The organism is Aquiflexum gelatinilyticum (assembly GCF_024813435.1).
Lineage (GTDB): Bacteria > Bacteroidota > Bacteroidia > Cytophagales > Cyclobacteriaceae > Cognataquiflexum > Cognataquiflexum gelatinilyticum.
Genome location: NZ_JANAEZ010000002.1, coordinates 311,069 through 335,182 on the forward strand (window position 1 = coordinate 311,069; position 24,114 = coordinate 335,182).

25 protein-coding genes and 1 tRNA gene are annotated in these 24,114 nt (G+C 39.6%); 10 read left to right on the plus strand and 16 right to left on the minus strand.

From position 1 onward, the window contains the following. Positions 1-86 precede the first annotated feature (86 nt). On the minus strand, positions 87-428 hold the full coding sequence (locus NK987_RS05900; protein ID WP_259263116.1) for an MGMT family protein: 342 nt from the start codon (positions 426-428) through the stop codon (positions 87-89). After that, entirely contained in the window at positions 418-1,293 is an 876-nt protein-coding gene (locus tag NK987_RS05905) for a mechanosensitive ion channel family protein (protein WP_259263117.1), read from the minus strand. Before NK987_RS05905 ends, NK987_RS05900 begins: the two co-directional genes overlap by 11 nt. 61 nt (positions 1,294-1,354) lie before the next feature. Between NK987_RS05905 and NK987_RS05910 the strand changes: the two genes are divergently transcribed. Genes NK987_RS05910 through NK987_RS05920 form a run of 3 tightly spaced genes read left to right on the plus strand, consistent with a single transcriptional unit; the run spans position 1,355 to position 3,185 of the window. Continuing rightward, a complete protein-coding gene (locus NK987_RS05910; RefSeq protein ID WP_259263118.1) occupies positions 1,355-2,032 on the plus strand; it encodes an SDR family NAD(P)-dependent oxidoreductase in 678 nt (225 codons plus the stop codon). 20 nt (positions 2,033-2,052) lie between these two features. Then, complete coding sequence (locus NK987_RS05915) at positions 2,053-2,733, plus strand: head GIN domain-containing protein (RefSeq protein WP_258423012.1); 681 nt, start codon at positions 2,053-2,055, stop codon at positions 2,731-2,733. Continuing rightward, positions 2,730-3,185: a nuclear transport factor 2 family protein gene (locus NK987_RS05920; RefSeq protein WP_259263119.1), complete on the plus strand. Its 456-nt coding sequence runs from the start codon at positions 2,730-2,732 to the stop codon at positions 3,183-3,185. Before NK987_RS05915 ends, NK987_RS05920 begins: the two co-directional genes overlap by 4 nt. A gap of 114 nt (positions 3,186-3,299) precedes the next feature. Here the strand turns inward: NK987_RS05920 and NK987_RS05925 are convergent, their stop codons facing one another. From NK987_RS05925 to NK987_RS05940, 4 genes are all read right to left on the minus strand, one after another. Next, positions 3,300-5,225: a CHU_0125 family OmpA-like outer membrane integrity protein gene (locus NK987_RS05925; protein WP_259263120.1), complete on the minus strand. Its 1,926-nt coding sequence runs from the start codon at positions 5,223-5,225 to the stop codon at positions 3,300-3,302. A gap of 51 nt (positions 5,226-5,276) precedes the next feature. Beyond that, positions 5,277-5,768 (minus strand): hypothetical protein, encoded by a 492-nt coding sequence (locus tag NK987_RS05930; protein WP_259263121.1) that lies wholly within the window; start codon positions 5,766-5,768, stop codon positions 5,277-5,279. 160 nt (positions 5,769-5,928) lie between these two features. Further along, entirely contained in the window at positions 5,929-6,720 is a 792-nt protein-coding gene (locus tag NK987_RS05935; RefSeq protein WP_259263122.1) for a (Fe-S)-binding protein, read from the minus strand. A gap of 83 nt (positions 6,721-6,803) precedes the next feature. Beyond that, positions 6,804-8,138, minus strand: coding sequence for a 4Fe-4S dicluster domain-containing protein (locus NK987_RS05940; protein ID WP_259263123.1), 1,335 nt, complete (start codon positions 8,136-8,138; stop codon positions 6,804-6,806). A gap of 105 nt (positions 8,139-8,243) precedes the next feature. Between NK987_RS05940 and NK987_RS05945 the strand changes: the two genes are divergently transcribed. From NK987_RS05945 to NK987_RS05970, 6 genes are all read left to right on the plus strand, one after another. Next, a tRNA-Phe gene (locus NK987_RS05945) sits at positions 8,244-8,316 on the plus strand. A gap of 208 nt (positions 8,317-8,524) precedes the next feature. Then, a complete protein-coding gene (locus tag NK987_RS05950) occupies positions 8,525-9,013 on the plus strand; it encodes an RNA polymerase sigma factor (protein WP_259263124.1) in 489 nt (162 codons plus the stop codon). Beyond that, a complete protein-coding gene (locus tag NK987_RS05955; protein WP_259263125.1) occupies positions 9,003-9,434 on the plus strand; it encodes a hypothetical protein in 432 nt (143 codons plus the stop codon). Before NK987_RS05950 ends, NK987_RS05955 begins: the two co-directional genes overlap by 11 nt. Then, complete coding sequence (locus NK987_RS05960; protein WP_259263424.1) at positions 9,434-9,967, plus strand: DUF4252 domain-containing protein; 534 nt, start codon at positions 9,434-9,436, stop codon at positions 9,965-9,967. Before NK987_RS05955 ends, NK987_RS05960 begins: the two co-directional genes overlap by 1 nt. A 15-nt stretch (positions 9,968-9,982) precedes the next feature. Then, positions 9,983-10,462 carry a DUF4252 domain-containing protein gene (locus NK987_RS05965; RefSeq protein ID WP_258423004.1) on the plus strand — a complete coding sequence of 160 codons (480 nt, stop codon included), beginning with the start codon at positions 9,983-9,985 and terminating at the stop codon, positions 10,460-10,462. 429 nt (positions 10,463-10,891) lie between these two features. Continuing rightward, positions 10,892-11,485, plus strand: a complete 594-nt coding sequence (locus NK987_RS05970) for a hypothetical protein (protein ID WP_259263126.1) — start codon at positions 10,892-10,894, stop codon at positions 11,483-11,485. A 77-nt stretch (positions 11,486-11,562) separates the two neighbouring features. Here the strand turns inward: NK987_RS05970 and NK987_RS05975 are convergent, their stop codons facing one another. The 7 genes from NK987_RS05975 to accD form a co-directional block, all read right to left on the minus strand. After that, positions 11,563-13,428: a pseudouridine synthase gene (locus tag NK987_RS05975; RefSeq protein ID WP_259263127.1), complete on the minus strand. Its 1,866-nt coding sequence runs from the start codon at positions 13,426-13,428 to the stop codon at positions 11,563-11,565. Positions 13,429-13,531: 103 nt separating this feature from the next. Further along, positions 13,532-14,353 (minus strand): N-acetylmuramic acid 6-phosphate etherase, encoded by an 822-nt coding sequence (gene murQ, locus NK987_RS05980; RefSeq protein ID WP_259263128.1) that lies wholly within the window; start codon positions 14,351-14,353, stop codon positions 13,532-13,534. Beyond that, positions 14,350-15,192, minus strand: a complete 843-nt coding sequence (locus NK987_RS05985; protein WP_258422999.1) for an N-acetylglucosamine kinase — start codon at positions 15,190-15,192, stop codon at positions 14,350-14,352. The genes murQ and NK987_RS05985 overlap by 4 nt, the downstream gene beginning before the upstream one ends. Before the next feature lies 1 nt (position 15,193). Continuing rightward, positions 15,194-15,424, minus strand: coding sequence for a cytochrome b5 domain-containing protein (locus NK987_RS05990; RefSeq protein ID WP_258422998.1), 231 nt, complete (start codon positions 15,422-15,424; stop codon positions 15,194-15,196). After that, on the minus strand, positions 15,424-16,575 hold the full coding sequence (locus NK987_RS05995) for a formimidoylglutamase (protein ID WP_258422997.1): 1,152 nt from the start codon (positions 16,573-16,575) through the stop codon (positions 15,424-15,426). Before NK987_RS05995 ends, NK987_RS05990 begins: the two co-directional genes overlap by 1 nt. 89 nt (positions 16,576-16,664) lie before the next feature. Further along, positions 16,665-17,969: an NADH:ubiquinone reductase (Na(+)-transporting) subunit F gene (gene nqrF, locus NK987_RS06000; protein ID WP_258422996.1), complete on the minus strand. Its 1,305-nt coding sequence runs from the start codon at positions 17,967-17,969 to the stop codon at positions 16,665-16,667. Between the two features lie 137 nt (positions 17,970-18,106). Beyond that, positions 18,107-18,949, minus strand: coding sequence for an acetyl-CoA carboxylase, carboxyltransferase subunit beta (gene accD / locus NK987_RS06005; RefSeq protein WP_259263129.1), 843 nt, complete (start codon positions 18,947-18,949; stop codon positions 18,107-18,109). 227 nt (positions 18,950-19,176) lie between these two features. On the opposite strand from accD, the gene NK987_RS06010 reads away from it, so the two are divergent. Next, a complete protein-coding gene (locus NK987_RS06010) occupies positions 19,177-20,811 on the plus strand; it encodes a carbon starvation CstA family protein (RefSeq protein WP_259263130.1) in 1,635 nt (544 codons plus the stop codon). Between the two features lie 71 nt (positions 20,812-20,882). Here NK987_RS06010 and NK987_RS06015 read toward each other — a convergent pair whose 3' ends face one another. From NK987_RS06015 to NK987_RS06025, 3 genes are all read right to left on the minus strand, one after another. Continuing rightward, entirely contained in the window at positions 20,883-22,424 is a 1,542-nt protein-coding gene (locus NK987_RS06015) for a vanadium-dependent haloperoxidase (RefSeq protein WP_259263131.1), read from the minus strand. A gap of 13 nt (positions 22,425-22,437) precedes the next feature. Then, entirely contained in the window at positions 22,438-23,358 is a 921-nt protein-coding gene (locus tag NK987_RS06020; RefSeq protein WP_259263132.1) for a transporter, read from the minus strand. Between the two features lie 206 nt (positions 23,359-23,564). Next, positions 23,565-24,113, minus strand: a complete 549-nt coding sequence (locus tag NK987_RS06025) for a hypothetical protein (protein ID WP_258422991.1) — start codon at positions 24,111-24,113, stop codon at positions 23,565-23,567. Between the last annotated feature and the right edge of the window lies 1 nt (position 24,114).

Below are 24,114 nucleotides of genomic sequence, written 5' to 3' on the forward strand. Positions count from 1 at the left end.
GCAAAAAGCATACACTTTTGTGCCAACTGGGTAAAAAATCTGTGAAAAAAACGAATAATACGCTCAAATGCCTTAAAAAAGAGCATTTATTCTTCTAATTTTATTTCATTGGGACTCCAGAAATGTTTTTCGAAATCCTGTATTTTATCATTCACTATCCTGATTCCTTCGGATTCCAAAAGCTGTTGCATTCTTTCTGGCGGAGAGAAGTGGTGTTTTCCGGTCAGCAATCCATTTCTGTTGACTACGCGATGTGCGGGTACATCAGGTTGAGAATGACAGGCGTTCATGGCATAGCCGACCATCCTCGCACCGCTTTTCAATCCAAGATAATTGGCAATGGTTCCATAAGAAGTCACCTTCCCTTTTGGAATCAACCGGACGACCTGATATACCAGATCAAAATAATTTTCCTTTTCAGTTTTCATTTACTAGATCTAAAAGGTGCTGATGGAGTTCTGATTTTATTTCATTTTCCTGATGGATTGCGGCTTCTAATGAAACTTTGATGGTATAGACTTCCTTTTGGATGGCCACCAATTCAACTTTGATATTAGCGACTTCTTTTTCCTTTATTCTTTTTCCAAAACCCGCCAATAAGTTCGATTCTATTCCGGCAAGATTAAACTTTAGATGATAGGGCAATTCCATATGAAAATCAATTTTTCTGTGGTCCAATCTGCTTAAATTGGTCACCTGAACGCCAAGAACAAGGTTGTTTGGGATAATGGTTTTGTATCCGTCGTCTTTTTTGATCACTACATTCAGAAGGGTGATGTCTTCAATAACCCCTGTGTTTTCACCTATTTTGATGGTGTCACCCAGAGAAAACTGATCGGTAAACATGATGATCAAACCATTGATGATATTATTGACGTAATCTTTGGTAAGGATGGCTATTGCTGCAGCCACGATAGTCAGGCTTGTAAGAAATTCCAAGGGTCTGATATCAAAAGCAAGCATCAATGCTATGACAAAAACCACTGAATTGAGTATATTCGAAATCCAAGCTATTCCAAGGAGGAAGTTGCTGTGGATCTTTTCGTCTATGCTTTTTCTTAAATAAATGCGGGCGGTAAGCAGTCTGGCCAAGGATATGAGGATATTGCCTCCCAGTAAAAAAAGCATTGCTCGGTGGATACTGTTCAGATTGGGATATCGGCTGAGGTAATCCTGAATTTCGGGAATTAACCTTGCACCCAAAAGAAGTAACAGGTAAATGACCAATTTCAGAATAAAGACCCTTTTCTTTTTGGACTCGATGGTTTGAAGTAGGGATTTTTGTATTTCCATGGAAAAGAAAAGTATAGGTTAACTTTAGTAAAAGTAATAGAAACAAAAAAAAGATTGATTTATGGAAAGGAATTTAATTATCACGGGTGCTGCAGGAAATCTGGGTAAAGCAGTCGTTGAAAAATTTAAGAGGGAAGGTTATAGAGTAATTGCGACCGTTTTGCCTGGTTCGGGCGAGTCCGTAGAGGAAGCCGACGATGTCTATGAGGTGGATGTCACGGATGAAACGGCCGTAAAGGATTTTGCAAATGATTATGTCATGCAATATGGAGAGGTTGATGCTATTGGATTATTGGTTGGGGGATATGCAGGAGGAGATATCGAGCATACCGGTTTGGAAGACTTGGATAAAATGATCAAACTCAATTTTTATTCAGCATTCAACATGGTCAAAAACTTTTTGCCTTTGATGAAGAAAGCGGATTTTGGAGATTTTTTATTCATTGGGGCCCGTCCTGCCCTGCAACCTGAAGATGCAAAAAACGTTGTGGCATATGCATTGAGTAAAAGACTCGTGGTAGAACTTGCCAATTTTGTAGCCGAAGATGCGAAAAATAAAAAGGTTAGGGCACATGTCTTTGTTCCAAGTATCATCGATACGCAGGCAAACAGGGAATCAATGCCTGATGCCGATTTTTCAAAGTGGGTAAGTCCTGCTGAGATCGCAGAAGCGATGCACTATGCAGTCAATAATCCTTCTTTAAGGAATATGACATTCAAACTATATGGTGGAATCTAAACCAAACTTTAAATATGAATATGAAAATTAAACTCATTCTGATTGCCTTTTTAGCAACTTTAGGGATTTCAAATGCCCAAACTCAAAATGATAGCAGGCAATTGCGCGATTTTAATGTTGTAAAAGTTTCCAATGCCATCAAGGCCGAATTGGTCAAAGGAGATGTTAATAAAGTAGAAATCACTGCGAGTGGAATTGATGTCGGGAAAGTAGAAACCTCAGTGGTAGGAGATGCATTGGAAGTGAGGTTGGCAAGGGGCAATTATAGAAATCATTCCGTAAGAGTCGTAGTGACTTATGTGGATATTCAGGGAGTAGAAGCTACATCAAGTGCACAGGTAGTAGCCAAAAGTAAGATCGAAGCATTGGAAGCGTATTTGGCTACTTCTAATAATGCCTATCTGGAGGCTAACGTTGAAGCGGATAAGCTAAATCTAGAGGCAGCTACCAATTCAAGGATTTTCATAAAAGGAAATGTCAAACAACTTGAAGTAAACGCCTACACCAATGCACAGGTGGACGGAATGAATCTCGTGGCTCAAAAAGTCAATGTATTGGGCAATACCACGGCGAGTATCAGTTTTACAGCAACGTCTTCCATCAATGGTTCTTTGGCTACTGCTGCCAAAATTGTATATGATGGCAATCCATCAGAAGTGAATGTCAAAACAGGCACAGGAGGAAGCATCAAGAAAAAATGAAAAGGATCTTTATAGCTTCGTTGATTGTATTTTCTTTTTCTTCAACAAACCTTTTTGCACAGCAAAGTGAGGAGGTAAGGCAAGTGATTGCTTCTATGTTTGAAGGGATGAAATCAAAAAACACCGATTTGATCAAAGCCGCTTTCCATCCTGATGCGACGATGCAGACCGTAAAATCAGGTGAAAATGGATCAGAATTGGGTTCTAATTCGGTTGCGGATTTTGTAAATAGGATTGGTTCTTCTCCTGCCACAACGATCTTGGACGAACGGATTCTTGACTATCAAATCAAAGTCGATGGGGACATGGCAGCTGCTTGGACACCTTATGAATTTTATGTCAATGACAATTTCAGCCATTGCGGGGTCAATTCATTCCAATTGATCAAAACAACCGAAGGTTGGAAAATCACTTATATCATCGACACAAGAAGGAAAGAAGGCTGCAAATAAATTCAAATTTTGGATATGAATCTATTTGAAATGAATATCAATTGATTCTACAAAAAACAAAAAAAGGAGAGGTCATCCCTCTCCTTTTTTATGTTAATCTTATTGCTAAATATTTCATTCTTTGATTTCAATTACTTTGAATTCCGTTCTTCTATTGGTCTGATGTTCTTCTTCGGTTTGGGCATTTTCGATAATGAGTTGTCGCTTGCCATAACCTTTAGCCACTAACCGGCTCGCATCTATCCCCTGAGAAACAAGGTAAGCCACCGCAGATTCAGCCCTTCTTTGTGTCAGGGCATCGTTGTATTCATCTGTGGCCCTTGCATCAGCATGCGAACTCAGTTCTATTCGGATACTTGGATTGTCCTTTAAGATCTTGACCAATTTGTCCAACTCCAATGCTGCATCAGCACGGATGTCCGCTTTGTCAAGGTCATAATAAATATTTTCGAGCACAATGGATCTTTCCAAAATCAAAGCATCCAAAACTACTGTGGTATCGAGTGTGATGTTGGTTACCTCTTGGATCAGGTCTTCAGTTCTTGGGGTTTTGCCGACTGTGGAGTAAGTGATACTCTTGCTGAAATAACCGCTTTTGGAAGCAATGATAGAGAAGTTTGCATTTAGAGCAAGCGTAAATCTCAACCTTCCGTTTTGGTTGGAAAAGTCACCACCAATATTTTTATTAGCTCCGTCATACAATACTACCCTGGTCTGAGGCAAAATGACCTCAGTTCCGTCGTCTTTCTTTTCTTTGGTGGTCACGTTTAAGAAAACGTTTACGATTTTTGGTTTTGGGGTTTTGTCTTCAAAGAAGTAAATGTCGTCATCTCCCAAACCGCCTTCCCTATTTGAAGAAAGGAATCCTTCTGTCGGATATTTGGAAAAAAAGATTCCAAAATCATCGGCCACAGAATTGATGTTGGGACCTAGGTTAGTTACTTCCCATCCTTTTTCGGTTCTTTCAGCTACAAAAAGGTCCAATTTTCCAAAACCGGCATGCCCGTCAGAAGCAAAAAATAGCTTTCCGTCAGGTGCGAGGTAAGGAAACATTTCATTGCCCGGAGTATTGATTTGGTTTCCCATGTTCACTGCATTTCCAAAATCCCCATTGGCGAGTTTGGTTGCTTTATACAAATCCAAACCTCCTTTGCCATCAGGTCTCAAAGAAGAAAAATATAACTCGTTGCCTTCAGGACTGAACGCAGGAGTAGTGTTGGTATAAAATTCATCTTCGTTTACAGGCATCCAAATTGGTTGGGTATATCCTCCTCCTCGGAAGTAGGAAACAAATAGCTGTACATCAGGCAGGTCTTTCGTTGAAGTGGAGTTTCCCCTAGCATAGACAAGGGTATTTCCGTCCGGGCTTACCGCCATTGAACCTTGGTTGAGGTTTTCTTCATTCCTGAATTCTGGCAATTGTTGTACACTTTGAACATCTACTTTGATCCCTTCTGCTCTCGTCCTAAACATTTTTAGGTACGGTGTGCCTGTGGCAAGGTACATTCCGCTGCTTTGTCTATTGCTTGTAAAATACAGCAAACCATCGTTTACTACAGGGGAATATTCAGCAAGCGGTGTATTCAACAACTTGTAATTTTCCACTTGCATGAATTCCCAATAATTCTGGATTTCACCTATTTTTTTGAGATTGGCAATTTCCAAGTCTACGATCTGAAGGTTTTTGTCATCTAATGTCAGACCTTTGGCTTTTTCAAACGCTTCAGTAGCTTTTTCATATTCGCCTTGGCCTTTTAGACTTTGACCCAATCGAAAGAAGGTTTCATAAGATTCTTCGGAAGCGGCGACTTTTTCATAGTATTGATGGGCTTCCTCAACTCGGTTTGTAAGTCTATAGCTTTCTGCTACATAAAAATTGGCTTGCTTGTTTTCAGGTTCTTTTTCAAGAACCTTCGAAAAAGTGTTGATTGCCACTTGGTATTCGCCGGAAGCAAACTGGTTTTGGCCTTTTTGGTACATACTTGTACATGCACCTAGCAGTATGGGTATCAAAACAAGAAATAAAGCAATTCGCTTCATAGATATCTTGGATAGTTTTCTAAACGATTTAAATATAGGGGATTTATAAAATTAATTTTCAAAGAATTTGCCCAACCAACTTTCTTTGGCTTTGATTTTCCAGTTTTTTTCCAAATCCGACTTACTTTGGACCACAGGATTCAATACGATTGTTTCGGCCTGAAGGATTCCTTCTGTTACTTTTGATTTGATCCCGAGGATAGAATTTACTTCCAAGTCCCCTTCACTTTTGATAAATGAAACTTTCCCTTGATTGAGCAGGTCGATGTCCATTTCATTTTCTATGTCCCTCAAAACTCTGACTGAAGAGTCTATCGAGCAGCCACTTGCGCCTAATTGGCTTTCATCTACAGCTAATATGATTACCTGATCAAACACGATTTCATATGATGTGGGCATCAAAGCACCATGGGTATTCCATTGCTCACAAAAAGCAGACAGTTTCGATGATAAAATCTCCACTTCACTTGCGTTCAATTTCCTGTTTGATGTATATGTCCAGATTCTGGAGTGGGCAGGCATCTGATCAAATGGTTTGTACATAATCTCTTTTGGTTGACATTTAGGGAAAAGGAATTCTTAAGGCTTTTGTTTCTTTAACCTAACGGTAATTTTTGAGAAATTGGTTCTTTTGACCAAACAAAATTCAAAAATAAACCCCAAATTTTAAACTTGGGGTTTGGGCGCAAAATTTTAAACTTTTTTAGATGCCCATGTCCTTGGCCAGCATTTCTGCCAGGTCATACACTTTTACCTCATTTTCTTTTTCTTTGTTTTTGACACCATCGGACATCATCGTCAGACAAAAAGGACAGCCGACAGCTATGGCACTTGCACCTGTTGCTAAGGCTTCTTCTGCTCGTTCCACATTGATGTCTTTCTTTCCTGGCTCAGGCTCTTTAAACATTTGTGCACCGCCGGCTCCGCAGCACAGCCCTTTGGTCTTGCAGCGCTTCATTTCTACAAGTTCTACATCCAATGCCCTGATGACATCACGGGGTGCTTCATAGACATCATTTGCTCTCCCAAGATAACAGGAATCATGAAATGTGATTTTCTTTCCTTTAAATTCCCCACCACCTTGAAGGACAATTTTTCCTTCATTGATCAGTTGTTGGAGAAATTGGGAATGGTGGATCACTTCATAGTTTCCGCCAAGGGCAGGATATTCATTTTTGATGGTGTTGAAGCAATGGGGACAAGCCGTCACCACCTTTTTGACTTCATAGGCATTCATCACCTGAATATTGGAAACCGCCTGCATCTGGAATAGGAATTCATTTCCTGCCCTTCTTGCAGGATCTCCTGTGCAGGCTTCCTCAGGTCCGAGAACTGCAAAACTCACTCCGACTTTGTTTAAGATTTTTACAAAAGCTTGCGTGACCGCTTTGTAACGCTCGTCGAACGAACCTGCACAACCTACCCAAAAAAGAATTTCGGGAGTTTGACCAGAAGAGGCCATTTCGGCCATGGTTGGTACTTTATATGTTGACATTATTTTAGATTTTAAACATGAGATTTTAGACATGAGACTGATATGACCAAAGAAATTGACATCTTGATTCTTGTCTCTTGCTTCTATTTTATTTCTTCATCCTTGACTTTTTCTGCCCAATTGAACCTGTCAGAGGGAGGAAATTTCCATGGAGAAAAGGCCGTTTCCATATTTTGAAACATGGCGTTCCACTGTGCAGGCGCTGCGGATTCTTCCATGGATACATACCTTCTCATCTGAAGTATGATAGACAGCGGATCTATATTGATCGGGCAAGCTTCTACACAGGCATTGCAGGATGTACATGCATTGATTTCCTCTTTTGTGATATAATCTCCAAGCAGCGATTTGCCATCTGCCAAGCCGGGACCGCCTGAATCGATGCTTTTACCCACTTCCTCAGCTCGGTCCCTTACATCCATCATGATTTTCCTAGGAGAAAGCTTTTTGCCGGTGATATTGGCAGGACACTCTGCTGTACAGCGACCGCACTCAGTGCAGCTGTAAGCATTCATGACATTGACCCAAGAGAGGTCATTGATATCTTTGGCTCCAAATCTCCCTATTTCAGTAGGGGGTTCCTGATTCGTTTCTGAAGCTATTCCCAACATCATATTGACTTCGTTGGTTACCTCAGGCATGTTGATCATTTCACCTTTGGGCTTGAGGTTGGAATACCATGTGTTGGGGAATGCCAGGAAAATATGCAAATGCTTGGAATAAGTCACATAAACCGCAAAAGCCAAGATTCCTACGATATGAAACCACCAGGCAAAACGCTCAATGAATACCAATGATCCATCAGACATTCCCTGAAAAATCGGCTGAAGGAAACTACTGAAAAACAAGCCATTCAATAGCGTATAATGCGGAATTCCGCGGGAAGCCAGGATTTGATCCGTAGCATTCATGGTGAGAATGGCAAACATCAAAATGATTTCAATAACCAGAATGAGATTGGCATCCATGGCAGGCCAACCGTTCAATTCAGGTTTGGTGAAGCGCTCGACCTTCATGACATTTCTCCTGATCAAAAAGGCAACACAAGAAACCAACACGGCGATGGCCAGAAACTCAAAAATATTCATTGCCACTCCATAGGCTGATCCTAGGAAAGGAGCAAAAATCCTGTGCGTTCCGAATATCCCGTCGATTACAAATTCCAACACTTCTAGATTAATGATGACAAATGCCACATAAATCATCAGGTGCAATATTGCAGGGATGAATTTTTTAAACATTTTCTGCTGACCAAAAGCAACAAGCAACATGGTTTTCCAACGTTGCTCAGGGAGGTCATTTCGTGTTTCTCTTTTTCCTAAGAAAATGTTTCTTCGGAGATAGCTTACTCTTTTAAAAAGAATATAGCCTGCTACCGCAAAAACAAGGAGAAAAATTACTTGTGGTAAAATGCTCATATTGTTTGTATTAGCGTTTTTGGGTTGGAATAAGTCTAAATTTTTTAATCAAATGGTTTGTATCAATGGTTCAAATACCTACATTTGCATCACTTTAACGGAATCGGTGATATAGCTCAGTTGGTAGAGCATCGGACTGAAAATCCGTGAGTCGGTGGTTCGAGTCCACTTATCACCACATGCCCTGAATATTTCAGGGCTTTTTTTATGCCCAATTGGTATTTTTTATGCTCATGATTGGTTTTCATTTATTGAAACTTTGCATTGCAAAATAATAAATAGTAGGCATGCATACTATTTTTTGATTAATTTAAATTCAATCTAAAGTTTGAATATTTTTTACAACTTGCTGTAACATTCCAATTTCCCGATCATTATCTACCCGAATGAAAACTTTTTTTGAAGCACACATCTGGTCGCTAAAAAATAAACTGTATCGCATGGCTTTCCTCTGGGTCAAAGACCGGGATGTGGCTCAGGACGTGTTGCAGGTTGTTTTTGAGAAAGCATGGCTTCGAAAAGAGGAGCTTCAAAAAATGGAAAATCCTACCGGATGGATGGTGAGAAGTCTAAAAAATGAAAGCCTTCAGCACTTTCGGGTTTCAAAAAAGTTTGATTCCGTAGGAGATTTTGATATTGAATCAAATGAAGAAGAAAGTCACGATAGAAGTGAGGAGGTGAGGATGGTTTTCAGGTTTTTGGAATCAATTCCTGAAAAACAACGTGAAATATTTCAGTTGAGAGAGGTAGAAGGATTGACTTATGAGGAAATCGCGGAGTACCTCGAAATTTCCATGGATCAGGTGAAGGTCAATTTACATAGAGCGAGAAAGACTTTGAAAGAATATTTGTTAGAGCAGCGAAATGAAAAATAGGCTAGATAGTTTGTTAGATAAATATTGGGAGGGAGATACTTCCCTTGAAGAGGAAAAAGAAATAAAAACCCTTCTCCAAGAAACGGAGGATTATGAATCTGAAAAAAGATTTTTCCAAGGGATTAAAATTTTTGCAAATCAAAAACCTGAGGAATTTGCATTATTGGAGAAGAGAAAAAAAGGATTTGGGTTGTGGTTAAAAATCGCAGCAATATTTATCATCTTCCTCGCTGTAGGTGCTGCTATTTTCAGATACCAAGAAAAAAAGGCTGAAAGAGAGGCTTTTGAACAGGTAATGCAGGCTTTCAACATGATTCAAACCAATATGCAAAAAGGAACCCAAAGCCTTGGAGTGATGGGTGAGATGAAGCACTTGAATACGACACAAGAAATATTCAATCTAAATGACATAGAAAAATGATGAAAAGAATAATCCCAATTATAGTACTGACACTCTTGGTGACAGGGGTCAATGCACAGGATGATGCCATCTCCAAATTTTTTTCCAAATATATGGAAGACGAGAATTTTTCAAGGGTATACATCAGTCCAAAAATGATGCAGATGGCCGGTGGATTTTTGAAATCTGCCAGCGATGATTCAGATCAGGAAGCAGAAGATTTGGGTGAATTGATATCCAAAGTAAGGGGGATAAGAATCCTTTCCACTGAAACAACCAATGGGAAAAGCCTTTACCAAGAGGCTATGAATACCCTTAACAAAAACAAATATGAAGACCTGATGGATGTGGCTGACAAAGGATCAAATGTCAAATTTATGGTCAGGGAGGAGAATGGCTTGGTCAAAGAATTTCTGATGATATCCGGTTCAGGCGAAAGTTTCACTTTGCTGAGTATGTTAGGAAATTTTACATACCAAGACCTCAATATGCTAGCAGAAAAAACAAACATGCCTGGCATGAAAGAGTATCAAGACGGAAATAAAAAGAAATAAACAAACTATAAACCAATGAAAAAACTACCCTTAATTATCTTTCTTGCCATGTTTACCCACTTGTCCATGGCCCAAAGTAAAAGTGTTGATGCACTATATCAAAAGTACAAAGCCAATGAAGATTTCTTTCATATGGATATAGGAGGTAACTTTATGAATTTTGCCGAAGGATTCAATGTGAAATTGGATGAAGCTAAAGTAGAAGGTATCGTTAAATCCCTTGAAAGGGTTAAACTTTTCAAACTTCCCGAAAACAGCCCTACAGGTCAGGCAGAGTTCAAAACTTTGCATAAAGCTTTGGAAAGAGAAAAGTATGAATTGATGATGGAAACTTCAGATAAGGGAAATGGATTATTGATTTTTACAAAAGGAGACAGGATGATAAGTGATGTGGTCGTCCTTCTGAATGACAAAGAGGGTGACCTGATGGTGGTAGAATTGCTTGGAAATTTTGATTCCAAGGCTTTGGCAGAAGCCGGAAAAGGGATAAAATAAAGCTGAAAAAGTTAAAAATACATTAACCTACAAGGAGCAAAGTAACAGTACTTTGCTCCTTTTTTTTGATTTTGAAGGTATTTGGAATTATTTCTTTTTGATTTTATATGTCTATACATAAAAAAATATTATTTGGTTTTTTCCCGAAATACAACATATCGGTTTTAAATGACATCGATTCCGAGAAAATAAAAGTTAATTGTTGAATCATTAAAATTTATTTTATTTTATTACCAAATATTCAATAAAAATAATTTTTGTTGAAATATTTGCAATGAACGAATATGTTGTCTAAGTTTGTATCGAAGTCAAATACAAAATGACTTCAACTCACCCCCGAGTAACCGACCTCAAATTGTTTAAAAATGGAGAAATCCAACCGAGGTTAACATCATAAAAAATTTCTTAAACCAACTAAATTTTATTACCATGAAAGCATTCATTGCAACAATGATTCTTGCTGCAAGCGTTTCAGTAAGCGCTATAGCAAACGAGACAGATTTTGAGAAAACTGCAAAATCACCGGTAACACTTAGAAAAGTGGATGAAAGCAAAGTTCAGCTAATTTATGGCCTGAACGAAGCGAAAACAGTAACAGTAAAGATTTTTGACGAAAACAATTTCCTTGTCCAAAAAGACAAAATTGTGTCCGATAATGCCTTTGCGAAGTATTATGATTTTTCAAAACTAAAAGCAGGAGTTTATTCTATGGCAGTTTATGAAGATAATGTTGTCATGGACAAATTGGAAGTGGACCTCAATGTGGCAGTGCCTTCTCCTTTGGTCTATACCAAACTTGAGAAACTTGAGAACAACAGTTACAAGTTACTTGTAAATGCACTTCTTCCTTCTGATTTGTCAGTTTTGGTCTTTGAAAATGATAGATTAGTCCATGAAGAAAAAGTTGACAATTCCGTTGGTTTTCAAAAACTATACAGAATGGAGAGAGTTAATCCTTCTGCAAGGGTTGAATTCTACGTAAGAAGCAGCGATGGCTTTGCCCAATTGATGGCGGCGAAGTAATCTTGATTACTAAACCAACTATAAAAAAGAAAGGCCTTGGAGAGATCCAAGGCCTTATTTTTTGCTTATTTTACTGATCAAAGGAAATATTTGAGTTGAATGACTTCTTTTTCAGTAAGGAACCTGTATTTTCCTCTAGGTAAGTCTTTCTTGTCCAGACCTGCGAAAATAACCCGATCCAAAGCTTCCACTTCGTATCCGAAATGGGCAAAAATCCTTCTTACAATCCTGTTTCTGCCAAGGTGGATTTCCAAGCCTAGAATAGTCCTGTCTTTGGACAGCACTTGCATGTCATCCACTTTTGCTGGTCCATCTTCCAAAGTTATTCCTTCGAGGATTTCTTTTTCGTCATTTGCGGTCAACGGCCTGTTTAAGGTAACCTGATAGATTTTCTTCACATTATTGGAAGGATGCGAAAGTTTTGCGGCGAGTTCACCATCATTTGTAAACAGCAACAAACCTGTTGTATTTCTATCCAATCGTCCTACCGGGAAAACCCTTTCTTCACATGCATTGGAAATCAAGTGCATGACCGTTTTCCTGTCCATTGGGTCTTCTGTAGTCGTAATAAAATCCTTAGGCTTGTTCAAAAGCAGGTAAACCGGCTTTTCGGGATTGATGTTTTTGCCTTTGTAAATTACTTTATCGGTCCTGTTTACTTTATGACCCAATTCTGTTACCACCTCTCCATTGACTTGGATTTCTCCGTGTTGGATTAAAACATCCGCTTCTCTCCTGGAACATATTCCGGAGTTGGCGATAAACTTATTCAACCTGAGTGAATCGGATTGAATTTTTGGGTTATGATTTTTCTCCAGTTTTTCAAAATTGTATTTTGGCCTTTCTCCAGAGATATCGTCAGTAAATGGCTTTCTTATCTTTTTTTGAAATCCTGATTCTTTTGGAAGGTCTGCCTTTAAAACCCTTTCATAAATGGGTTTTTCATCCTTGCCTCTTCCCCTGTATACACTTTTGAAATCTTCTTCAGCGGCAGGTTTTTTGTTAAAATTTCCCTCTGAGTCTCTTTTTCCAAATGCAGGTTTATCTTCTTTCGAAAAACGGTTTGGTTTTTTGAAATCAGTATTTTCGGCCGATCTATCTGATGAGCTTTCTTTTTTTCTATCAGGGAATTGTCCGTCATATTTTGACTTTTTTGGCCCTTTTTTTTCAGAGAGATCTCTTATCCCTTCAAACTCCTCTTCATTTTTATCCAAAAAAGGCTTCCGTTCTAATTTGGGATATTCGTTTCTGCTTTCTGCCCTTTTTGCTGCCCTCTCCTCATCCAATCTAGGTTTTCTGGGACCTTTTTTGTTTGAAGTTTCATTGAAATCTTCGAACTCATCAAATTCATCTGATCTCTTTTTAGCCAATGGGGCATCGTTTCTGCTTCCAAACCTTTTTTCAGGTTTTTCGCCTTGTGATTTTGAAAAAGGCTTCTTCTCGGAATAGTCTTTTTTTCCTTCGTATCTCCCTTTGTCACCATAAGGACGTGATGAACTTTCATCTTTGGAATAACCCGGTTTTTTGTCAAATTTTCTTTCCCCGTCAGGTTTTGGACCTCTGAATTCTTTTTTGTCAGAATAGTCTTTTTTTCCTTCGAATCTTCCTTTGTCGCCATATGGACGGGAAGTACCTTCACCTTTGGAATAACCAGGTTTCTTGTCAAAATTTCTTTCTCCGTCAGGTTTTGGTCCTCTGAATTCTTTTTTGTCAGAATAGTCTTTTTTTCCTTCAAATTTACCTTTTTCCCCATAGGGGCGGGGTGAACCTTCGCCTTTGGAATAACCAGGTTTTTTGTCAAAATTTCTTTCTCCGGTTGGCTTAGAACCACCGAAATCTTTTTTGTCAGAATAGCTCTTTTTTCCTCCGGAGTTTCCTCCCTTGTAGAGCTTTGGGCTGCCGTCGTTTCTTGAGCCCGAACTTCTGTTATTGTCTTTTTTCATTGTGTTGCAGCATCTCTGCTGTATTAAGATGTAATCTTTTTGATTCAGGTACTAAGTCGCTGAATTTAAAAGGGATGCAAAGATAAGAAAAGTTAGATTATAATCAGAGTCCGGTTCCACTCTTTTGAAAAAAGGCCTCTACTGCGGCACGAACGGATCCATATCTCAAAAGCAGATCCCCGGCTTCATTCTCAGGGCTGCCTGTTGCTTCCATGATCATGCGGATTCCTCTGTTAACCAGCTTTTTGTTGGAAAGTTGCATATCCACCATTTTGTTGCCTTTCACCCTTCCTAATTTGATCATCGTCGAGGTTGAGATCATATTCAACACCAGTTTTTGGGCTGTTCCTGCTTTCATTCTTGTGCTACCTGTGACAAACTCTGGTCCTACAACTACTTGAATGGGAAACTGAACCTCTTTTGAAAGTGGAGAATCATCGTTGCAGGTGATGCATCCTGTAAGTAAGCCTGCTTCTCTTGCTGCTTTTACTCCTCCTAACACATAGGGTGTTGTTCCCGATGCTGCGATACCGATGACTGTATCTTCTTTGTTGAAACCGAATTTTTGGATATCAGGCCAAGCTTGATTGGAATCATCCTCCGCATTTTCGACTGCCTTTCTGATGGCTGTGTCACCGCCTGCAATGATACCTACAACCCAATCATGGGGTACGCCATAAGTTGGCGGGCATTCTGAAGCATCCAGGATTCCAAGTCTTCCACTTGTACCTGCCCCGATATAAAAAAGTCTACCGCCTTTTTTCATTCTTGGAACGATCTGTTCCACCAAGGCTTCTATTTCTTTGATTTGTTTTTCGACAGCAAATGCGACTTTTTTATCTTCCTCATTGATTTTTTCCAATAATGAAAAAATATCCATCTGTTCAAGATTGTCATAGAGAGAGCTGCTTTCGGTAGTGTTCATAGTAGTTCTTTGTGGTATAGGGTTAATCCTGCAATCGGTCCTTCCAAAATTAAATTGACTTGAATGTCTGCATCATAAGCAGCATTTCTCAAAATGTCACTGTTGTAAAATGCAATTGAACCGACGAAGCTGACAGGTTTTTTTTTATAATCATCATATTTCATGACTGTTTTTTTGAAAAAATCCTGAAAAGAATTATAATAAAGCATATAGCAATATGGATCTGCTGCATGCTCGGTGATGAATCTGCAAAAACTCGCCATGTATCTGCCGGGAAATGGTCTTTGGTAGACATTTTCTATGATGGTTTGGTTATCAAGCTGAAATTTCTGCAAGACTTTTTCTCTGAGTTTTTTCGGCATCTCTTCATGGATAAAATCTTGAAGGAATTTTCTTCCTATATATGCACCTCCCCCTTCATCGCCCAGAATATACCCCGGTGCAGGTCTTTTGTTGATGATAATTTCACCATCATAATCGCAGCTATTGGATCCAGTTCCCAAAATACAGGCAATTCCAGGTTGATTGCCACAGGTCGCTCTGGCAGCAGCCATAAGGTCATGGTCCACATTTATTTCAGCTTTTTTGTAAATGCTCCGGAGTGCATTCGTTACCTGAAGCCTGTTTTTTTGAGAAGTACATCCGGCACCGTAGTAATAAATGGTGTCGATCTGACCTCTTAGGTTCAATAAATAATCGTCTTGTAGCTCATTCGCCATTTCTTCAGCCGTTTGGTAATTTGGATTGAATCCAATACCCCGATGTTGACTGATTTCACCATTTTTGTTTATGACTCTCCAGTCTGTCTTACTGGCTCCGCTATCCGCTATCAATATCATATCATTCTGTCAAAAGCCCAATAGTTTTAAATTTTCTAAATACCTCAGCTGTATGTGGTGCATCCGGAAGTTCATCGGTAAGGTCTTGGCCTGCCCAATGCTCATAATGCTTCCCGTTTTTCCAAAGTCTGGAATCTGATACATCATAAATCTCTCCTCGGTATGCCACCCAAATTTCAGGTTTGTCCTGACCATTGCGAAGTGCCAATTGTTGCCTTGTATAAGTTTTCATCAAAGAAGCTTTAACTGGGCATTAATCCATCTTTCAGGGATTTCTCCCGATTGGGCCAACTGGTAGTCTTGGTAGCTACAAGGAATGATTGTATTTCGATCAAATTTATCCTGATCTTGATGTGGAATTTCCATCCACCATTTTTCACTTCTTTTGCTTTTGTAAAAAACCAAGGTCGATGGTTTTAGGTCTAGAGATACAGTGTACTTAACATAGTCATTGCCTTTGAATGATAGGGTGTCTTTTCTGTCATAGAATCCCTCAATGAAATACCAAACCATGGTAGCGATGACAGAGGCAGTCTTATTTCTGTTGTCGTCATAGTAGGGTTGGTATCCAAAAACCCCAAAAGAGGAAAGTTTTTCATTCATACCTGCAAACTTACAGATCTGACAAGCCTCCTCTCCTGAAATCCCAAATGGCTGGGCATCTGCAGCACCGGGTGCATCCGAGGATTGAATGGCACAAACATCAAAGCTCAACAAATCTGAATTTCTGATAATGGGTTCTATTTCCTTGAAATTACTCCGCAGATGTCCCAATCGGATATGGTCAAAATATAGCTTCTCCATCACTCCGGTAAGGTCTTTGTCAACCAAAAAACTCTGATAGCCTATGTGGCTGTAATTGAAAAGGAAGTTAGGCTGGTGCAAAATAATTTCCTGTGAATGGTTGTCAGATGGCATTCCTTCCTCTTCCATGTCTACTTTTGCATCGACAGTCACCATAGAAACAAGCTTTTCCAAGTTTTGATAGGAAAGATATTGGCCCATATCCAGGTCGTGTGTACCTCCTATAAACACCGGCAAAATCTGTTTTTTGATTAAATATTCACCCACAACAGCCATGATTTGTATGGATTCTTCTCTGGTTTGCCCCATTTTCAAATCCCCCAAGTCCGCTATTTTGTAAAGTCCGTGTCCTTTTTTTAAGTGGAAGAGTTTATCGCGAACCTCAGAAGCACTCCTTTCTATACTTTCACCTTTTGGTATGCCCCGATTTTCGACAAGCCCTATTATGGCTATTTGTAAGCCTTTCAAATCTGGGAAAGTTTCTCCGTGAAAGTGAATAAAATTGAAAAAAGAATTGGAGCTGTATTTCTGCGTGGTGATGAATTCAGGTATTGGATCAAAGTATTGTCTAATATTCATGGACTTGATGTAAAGGCTATCCAAAAATAATTAAAAAATCCAGAGAGAAATAAAAAAGTCCCGCTATTGCGGGACTCTATCATTTTGGATTAACCTCCAAAGTCATCAAACCTTATATTCTCTTTAGGAATCCCCATGTCGTCCAACAGTTTAAGAACTGCTGCATTCATTAATGGAGGACCGCAAAGGTAATATTCGATTTCATCTGGTTCAGGATGGTTTTTCAGATAGTTGTCATAAAGCACTTGGTGGATAAATCCTACATATCCGTCGGCTTCAACATCATTGAGGTTTTTTTTGATTTTCCAATTATCCTCTGGTAGGGGCTCTGATAGACCGATATTAAAGGTGAAATTTGGGAAATCTTTTTCAATGGCACGGAATTGGGGGGTGTAAAACAATTCCTTTTTTGACCTTCCTCCATACCAATAAGACACTTTTCTGTCGGTCTTTTCAGTGTGAAACAAATGGAAGATATGAGATCTTAATGGAGCCATACCTGCACCACCACCAATATAAATCATTTCCCTTTGTGTTGGGTTGATGTGGAATTCACCATAAGGACCTGAAATAGTTACCTTATCACCGGGTTTTCTTGAGAATACATAAGAAGAACACACACCGGGATTGACATCCATCCATTTGTTGTTGGCTCTATCCCAAGGCGGGGTTGCTATACGAATGGTTAGCATTACGATGTTTCCTTCAGCAGGGTGGTTGGCCATTGAGTATGCTCTGAAGAGCTCTTCATCATTTTTCATCACCAAATCCCAAAGACCAAATTTATCCCAATCACTTTTGTATACATCTGCAGGGTGTCCTAAATCCGGATGAGGAGTGATGTCCATTTCTTTGAAATTGACTGTAATTACAGGCACATCAATCTGAATATATCCACCGGATTCGAAATGAAGTGTTTCACCCTCTGGTAATTTCACTTTAAATTCTTTGATGAAAGTAGAGACGTTATAGTTGGACATAACTTCACATTCCCACTTTTTGATTCCGAAGATTTCTTCTGGAATCCTGATCTTCATGTCTTGTTTGACCTTAACTTGGCATGAGAGTCTCACATTGCCTTGTTTTTCAGCACGGCTTAAGTGTCCTTCTTCTGTAGGTAGAACTTCACCACCGCCTTCTTCGATGACACACTTACACATGGCGCAAGTACCACCACCACCACAGGCAGATGGCAAGAAGATTTTTTTGCCTCCAAGTGTGCTCAAAAGGGTCGAGCCCGCTGACGCAACAATCGGGTTACTTTCGTCCCCGTTTACAATGATTTTGACATCACCTGAAGCAACTAGCTTAGACTGGGCAAACAACAGGATAAAAACGAGTAGCAATATGATAAGCGTAAATGCTACTATTGAGGTAATAATTACTGAACCCATTTAATGATTATTTTACTTTTTAATTTCAGTATTAAGCCCGAATCGGGAACACAAATATATTTATTAATCAATATAATCGACCAAAAAGACCCTGATTTTTGAGGTAATCCTTTTTTCCGATTTGAATGGATAACTTCCTAATTCCTCAGAAGGTTTAGAAGTGTAGTCAATCTGTTTTTCAACTGCCTCCTATCGATGATAAAATCCAAGAACCCGTGTTCCAACACAAATTCAGAGCTTTGAAATCCTTTTGGCAAATCTTTGCCGATCGTCTCACGGATAACCCTTGGTCCTGCAAATCCAATTAATGCCTCCGGCTCAGCAATATTAAAATCTCCCAACATGGCATAGGAAGCAGTCACCCCACCTGTGGTAGGGTCGGTCAAAAGAGAAATGTAGGGGATAGCAGCTTTTTCCAATAATGCCAGCTTCGCCGAGGTCTTTGCCATCTGCATCAGGCTGAATCCAGCTTCCATCATCCTAGCACCGCCTGACTTAGAAATCATCAAAAATGGAATTTTATTTTTTAAGGAATGGTCGATAGCTCTAGCGATTTTTTCACCCACAACAGAACCCATTGACCCCCCGATAAAATTGAAATCCATACAGGCTACGACAAGATCCAAGTCATTCATCTTTCCGACTGCCGTCCTGACCGCGTCATTCAACTCTGTTTTTTGTATAGTCGCAGTAATTCTGCCTTTATAAGGTTTGGTATCCACAAAATTCAGTGGATCACCTGATTTCATATCTGCATCAAGTTCTTTAAACTTGTTTCCATCAAAAAGAATTTCAAAGTATTCTTTTGAACCGATTTTGACATGGAAGTCATCATCAGGACACACATATGAATTATTTTTGAGCTCTCTTGTATGGATGATATTTCCTTGGGGTGTTTTAAACCACAAACCATCCGGAGTGTCTTTTTTTTCCTCTGTTGAGGTTTTTATTCCTTTGTCTGTCCTTTTGAACCAAGCCATATTATATTTTATTTAGACCAAAAGCTGCGTTTCGGGGAGTACAAATTTATAGCTATTATCCATTAAATAAAATTTGGTAAGGAACTTCATTTTTTCAAACTGGTCTATGCAAGTGGTTGAAAGAGGGAAATTCAGTACTTATTATACTCCCGGGCTTAAAACCTGAGAATAATATTTGTTATTTGATTGAATTGAAGGAAATTCAAGGTTTATTAACCCAATTAAAAATGACCTTACCAGTTTTATTAATCATATCGGGAGTTATCCTTGTGGTAGCTTATTTTACTTACGGGAAATTTGCTTATAAAAGGTTTGGCCTAGATGACAAAAGAAAAGCTCCATCTCACCTTTACAATGACGGTATTGATTATGTCCCAAGTAAACCCGTTGTGGTTTTAGGGCATCATTTTGCGTCTATTGCCGGGGCGGGACCTATCGTAGGTCCAATTATAGCAGTGACATTTGGTTGGATTCCGGCTGTGATTTGGATTTTGGTTGGAGGGATTTTCTTCGGTGCTGTACACGATTTGGGAAGTATGGCTGCATCCTTGAAAAACCAAGGAAAATCAATCGGAGTGATAATTCAAAACAATATTGGGAAAAGCGGTAAACAGCTTTTCATAATTTTCAGTTTTTCTACACTGATTCTGGTTATTGGTGTTTTTTCGGATATTATTGCCAAGACCTTTGTCAGTAATCCCGGTGTGGCTTCTGCCTCCATTTTATTCATGGTGCTTGCCATTGTTTTTGGTTATGTCAACAAATTCTTTGGAGGAAGCAAAACTGCATTTATCATCAATACCACCATTGGTGTCGTGTTAATGTATTATTTTGTGTATTTGGGAATGCAGCTTCCATTTGCTCTTGATTACCAGCTTTGGGTTTATTTGTTGCTTGGATATGCTTTTTTTGCTTCAGTAACTCCTGTGACTTTTTTGCTTCAACCAAGGGATTATTTGAATAGTTTTTTACTATACGGGTTGATGATTTCTGCTGTTATCGGAGTATTTATCTCCAATCCTGAAATCAAAATGGACAACCAAATCCATATTTCAGCAGATAATTTGGGGTATTTGTTTCCGGTTTTGTTTGTGACCATTGCCTGTGGTGCGATTTCAGGTTTCCATTCTTTGGTCGCTTCAGGTACTACCTCCAAGCAACTTGACAAAGAGAGTGATGCCAAAATAGTCGGCTATGGCGGGATGTTGATTGAATCTTTTTTAGCAATTATCTCGGTTGGCGCAGTGGTAGTTTTGAGTAGGGGAGAATACCTGAGCAGACTTGGGAGTGAAGGGCCTGTAAGCTTGTTTTCAACAGGATTGGGAGGAATGATTTCTACGATGGGAATTTCAGAACAATTTGCAATAGGTTTTGTCGCCCTCACTGTTTCTGCTTTTGCCTTAACGACTTTAGATACCTGCACGAGATTGGCTAGATTTACTTTGCAGGAATATTTTGAAGATGTAAAAAATCCTGTGGGGAACAAACTTTCCCAGAACAGGTATTTGTCCACTTCAGTAGTTGTTATTCTTTCGGTTCTGTTGTTAGCATCTGGAAGCTTTACTACTTTATGGCCGATTTTTGGTTCTGCAAATCAGTTATTGGCAGCTTTGGCTTTGTTGACGATCGCGGTATGGCTGATCAGGCAAAAGGTTGATGCTACCTTCGTGACCATCCCGATGTTCTTTATGTTTACTGTTACGTTGACCTCTTTGGGACTATTTGCTTGGAATAATTTCAAGCAGGAAGTATATGTGCTGTCAATAATTGCTGCCTTACTTTTTGTCCTTTCGATTGCTTTGATTGTATTGGCATCTAAGAGCCTTAGAAAGGAAATAGATCAGCCTGTCAAAGTTGGATAAAAAAAACAGCCCCGGTCTACTTGGATAGCAAATGACCGGGGTTGTAAAGTAATCAAACCCTTTTTAATTATTTACTGAGCGCCATCATTTTTTGCCCGATTGACCGCATATGCACCTACGTTTTTACCTTGGGAGATTCCCACATCAGCGTCGAACCTGTAATGGATTCCTCCATAAAGTCTGGAGACTGCAGCTTCTTCTGCCCATGCCCTGAATTGTGCTGCATCGGCAGGGAAGAAATGGGCGAGTACTTCAGCTCCTGCGGCAGAGAATGTACTATGGCCTGAAGTATATGCGGGGAAGTTTGGAGTACCAAGGATTGTTTTGAATCCTGAAATTGTTTCAATCGGTCTTGGATAATGGTAGTAGTATTTTGCATCCCAACAAGCCACTCCCGCGTCCATGATGGCGGTATTCATATAAGCAAATACCCTTGCAGACCGAAGTGGATTGAGTTTGGCCTTCACAATTGCTTCTTTAGCAAACTTGTTCCAATGTCCAGGAGGTGTATAAGAACCTATTCCATCTTCCCACCAATTGGCAATCCTACGCTGACTGATGGTCATATGGGCTGCAAATTTTTTTATTTCTGCGGCGTTGGTTTCAAATTCCTTTGATCCCGGAGCAGGTGGCGGTCCTGGCCTTACTTCTTCTACCGAAGGCACATTCCACATTTTGACTTGACCAAAAAGTGGTGTCAATCCAACAGGCCTTTTTGGAGTTTCCATATTTTCCCATTTCCATCCAAATCTCTCGAAAGCTGCATTGGCTATGGAATCTGATACATTCTTTGGAGTTTGGGCTTTTGCCATGCCGTCCGAAGAGGCACGCTGTTTTGCTAATTTGATGACTTCCGATCCGATGATATTACCTGCATCTATATCGCTTTGGACATTGATACCAGCATGGACAAGACTTTCGATATGCTCTTGGTATTTATCCTCAAGATAATTGGCTTCAAGGGGAAACATTAACTTCAGTATTTCTTTTGAGACAGTAGCTACCGTGGCTCCATCTGATGGATAGGAAGGCAGTTGGCTTGACGCATATGCCGGCTTTATTGTATTGTCGGTCAAGTAAGGTGCGGGTCTGTTAAATTGGAATTTGTAATGCCATGTAACTACCAAGGCATCAAATTGGGCTACGCTTAAATACGCCAACATTCTACTTGTATAGGGAGGATGGGCAAATGGAAATGCAGGTGGACCTACAGGATTGGCCGGATTTGGAAGAGTATAGGTACCATCAGCATTTGGACCTGGAATCAAGTTATACTTAGCTGCCAATTCTAAGGCAATTTCATTCCATCTCAAGACCGGATTGTTTGTCCAATATTTGACAGCTTGGGTTTGTGCAGGTGTCAATCCTGACATCTGTTGTTTCAATGCTGACAATTCAGCTTGGTATTGTAAGGAGTTCGTTGACTCAGGTTGAGGAATGTCGATTTGGGATGGATCGGTTACCAGAATTGTTTTCCAAGATCCTCCTTGTGCATCGAGATTTTCAAATTGATATCCTTCAAATTCGAGGTAATTTGGAGTTTCCTCTATACAGGAACCTGCTGTTAACAAAATTAACGTCAGATATAGATAAGATATATTTAGATTTTTCATTGCTTCATTGAGATTAAAATGCTTTGAACTGATAAGTGAGTCCGATACCAAATGTGGTGGCTTTACCCATGTTTCTGCCACTGACTGTTTGATTGAAATAGGCTAGAGCACCCAAACCCCGATCAGATTTGATGAAATATTGGACCCAAGCTCCAACTTGGCTTACTTCCATTTTGTTGGTTGGCTGAGGCCTGTTGTACGAACGGATGTCATCTCCTGTGAGGCAGTTGAGACTCATGAATGTCGCTTCCATTCTAAGCCTGTTATCAAAAGCCCAATACCCAACCGCTGCATGTAAATTCAGTGCATTTGGGACATTCATAAAAGTTGAATACACACTGCCATTGTCATAGTAGTAATCCCTTTCCACTTCAGTCTGTCCACGCCATAAGTAAGCAGCAGCAGCCCTGAATACAATTCCATTATCCATTTTATAGCCTCCTATACCTCTTAAACCGATTTCGGGAGCTCCTGCGCCAAGGCTAAATGGCATGTAATCTGAAAGGTAATTACTGGCGGGGGTGCTAAAGTGTGCATTGGTGAGAAAAAGAAGTTTACCCTTTCCCACTTGTTTTTGAAGCCAATCCACTTTTGCAGCGATGCTTAGGTCTTGGATTCCTGACTGTCCTGCCTGGGTTCCACCCGAAGCTTTAGTATTGATATAGGGTAAACTTGCTATAATGTTGATTTTTTTCGAGATGCCCATGGCTATCATTGGCATTATTGTCTGACGGGTAAAAGTGCCGATATTGGCGTTTTCACGGAGATATGTGCCTTCCCAATATTGATCCCATGAGGAATGTTCATATATCAATGCTGTACAGATTTCTCCCTTGCCCATCATGACTTCATCCCAAGGGGTTTGGGCGTAAGAAGCCATGCTAAGACATATTGTTGTCGCCGCTATTGCAGTTAAGCGTATAAATATTTTCATCTTTTGATGTTGGTTAGAATGATAGATTATTTACCCCTATTCTTTAGAAAGGGGTTTCGGGCAGCTTTTTTCTTAAAATTCAAATCATTAACAGACACATCAAAATGAAACTGTACCTGCCTAGATTCTCAAAAAATGAGAACTTGGGTATAGAGTCAATGCTTGTCTTAAGAAGAATAGAAAATGTGAAGCCCAAAAGGTTCAAATCAGGCTAACTCAGGGGGAGGGGAATTAAGATGGAAATAATTGTTTTCGTAAGATGAAAAAATGAAACCTATGAAATCTTGTTCAAGTTCTGAAGCAACCGGAGAATAATCGAAATCATTCGATACCGGAGTATAATCTTTAATGAAAAGCTTTACCAATAAAGAATTATTTCCTGCGTCTGGGAGATCGTCTTGAACCAGAGAACTTACCCACTGCTTGATGGTATTGTCCAATATTCTTTTGGCGGTATCAGGGACATAAACAATCTGAAGGGTGTCGTTTACGTATCTTTGTTTGATTGCTCTGAAAGTTTTTCCATCTTTTTCAAATGAGGTGTTTGTTGGTCTAAAATCCTCTTCATCAGCCATGTAGGGCACAGAGAGGGGGATTTCCATTAACTTTTCTTCCAAACCCTCCTGATTGTCACTGTAGATTTTCTCCATCCAATCGCTTTCGATTTGGAAGCGAAAAGAAAAATAAGCCACATAATATCCAAAATGGTACAATGCGAAGCAGCACAAAAGGAATATGGAAATGACTTTTTTCAAT

Coding starts and splice junctions, on each gene's coding strand:
- NK987_RS05900 (WP_259263116.1), bottom strand. CDS start 428: ATGAAAACTGAAAAGGAAAATTATTTTGATCTGGTATATCAGGTCGTC.
- NK987_RS05905 (WP_259263117.1), bottom strand. CDS start 1,293: ATGGAAATACAAAAATCCCTACTTCAAACCATCGAGTCCAAAAAGAAA.
- NK987_RS05910 (WP_259263118.1), top strand. CDS start 1,355: ATGGAAAGGAATTTAATTATCACGGGTGCTGCAGGAAATCTGGGTAAA.
- NK987_RS05915 (WP_258423012.1), top strand. CDS start 2,053: ATGAAAATTAAACTCATTCTGATTGCCTTTTTAGCAACTTTAGGGATT.
- NK987_RS05920 (WP_259263119.1), top strand. CDS start 2,730: ATGAAAAGGATCTTTATAGCTTCGTTGATTGTATTTTCTTTTTCTTCA.
- NK987_RS05925 (WP_259263120.1), bottom strand. CDS start 5,225: ATGAAGCGAATTGCTTTATTTCTTGTTTTGATACCCATACTGCTAGGT.
- NK987_RS05930 (WP_259263121.1), bottom strand. CDS start 5,768: ATGTACAAACCATTTGATCAGATGCCTGCCCACTCCAGAATCTGGACA.
- NK987_RS05935 (WP_259263122.1), bottom strand. CDS start 6,720: ATGTCAACATATAAAGTACCAACCATGGCCGAAATGGCCTCTTCTGGT.
- NK987_RS05940 (WP_259263123.1), bottom strand. CDS start 8,138: ATGAGCATTTTACCACAAGTAATTTTTCTCCTTGTTTTTGCGGTAGCA.
- NK987_RS05950 (WP_259263124.1), top strand. CDS start 8,525: ATGAAAACTTTTTTTGAAGCACACATCTGGTCGCTAAAAAATAAACTG.
- NK987_RS05955 (WP_259263125.1), top strand. CDS start 9,003: ATGAAAAATAGGCTAGATAGTTTGTTAGATAAATATTGGGAGGGAGAT.
- NK987_RS05960 (WP_259263424.1), top strand. CDS start 9,434: ATGAAAAGAATAATCCCAATTATAGTACTGACACTCTTGGTGACAGGG.
- NK987_RS05965 (WP_258423004.1), top strand. CDS start 9,983: ATGAAAAAACTACCCTTAATTATCTTTCTTGCCATGTTTACCCACTTG.
- NK987_RS05970 (WP_259263126.1), top strand. CDS start 10,892: ATGAAAGCATTCATTGCAACAATGATTCTTGCTGCAAGCGTTTCAGTA.
- NK987_RS05975 (WP_259263127.1), bottom strand. CDS start 13,428: ATGAAAAAAGACAATAACAGAAGTTCGGGCTCAAGAAACGACGGCAGC.
- murQ (WP_259263128.1), bottom strand. CDS start 14,353: ATGAACACTACCGAAAGCAGCTCTCTCTATGACAATCTTGAACAGATG.
- NK987_RS05985 (WP_258422999.1), bottom strand. CDS start 15,192: ATGATATTGATAGCGGATAGCGGAGCCAGTAAGACAGACTGGAGAGTC.
- NK987_RS05990 (WP_258422998.1), bottom strand. CDS start 15,424: ATGAAAACTTATACAAGGCAACAATTGGCACTTCGCAATGGTCAGGAC.
- NK987_RS05995 (WP_258422997.1), bottom strand. CDS start 16,575: ATGAATATTAGACAATACTTTGATCCAATACCTGAATTCATCACCACG.
- nqrF (WP_258422996.1), bottom strand. CDS start 17,969: ATGGGTTCAGTAATTATTACCTCAATAGTAGCATTTACGCTTATCATA.
- accD (WP_259263129.1), bottom strand. CDS start 18,949: ATGGCTTGGTTCAAAAGGACAGACAAAGGAATAAAAACCTCAACAGAG.
- NK987_RS06010 (WP_259263130.1), top strand. CDS start 19,177: ATGACCTTACCAGTTTTATTAATCATATCGGGAGTTATCCTTGTGGTA.
- NK987_RS06015 (WP_259263131.1), bottom strand. CDS start 22,424: ATGAAAAATCTAAATATATCTTATCTATATCTGACGTTAATTTTGTTA.
- NK987_RS06020 (WP_259263132.1), bottom strand. CDS start 23,358: ATGAAAATATTTATACGCTTAACTGCAATAGCGGCGACAACAATATGT.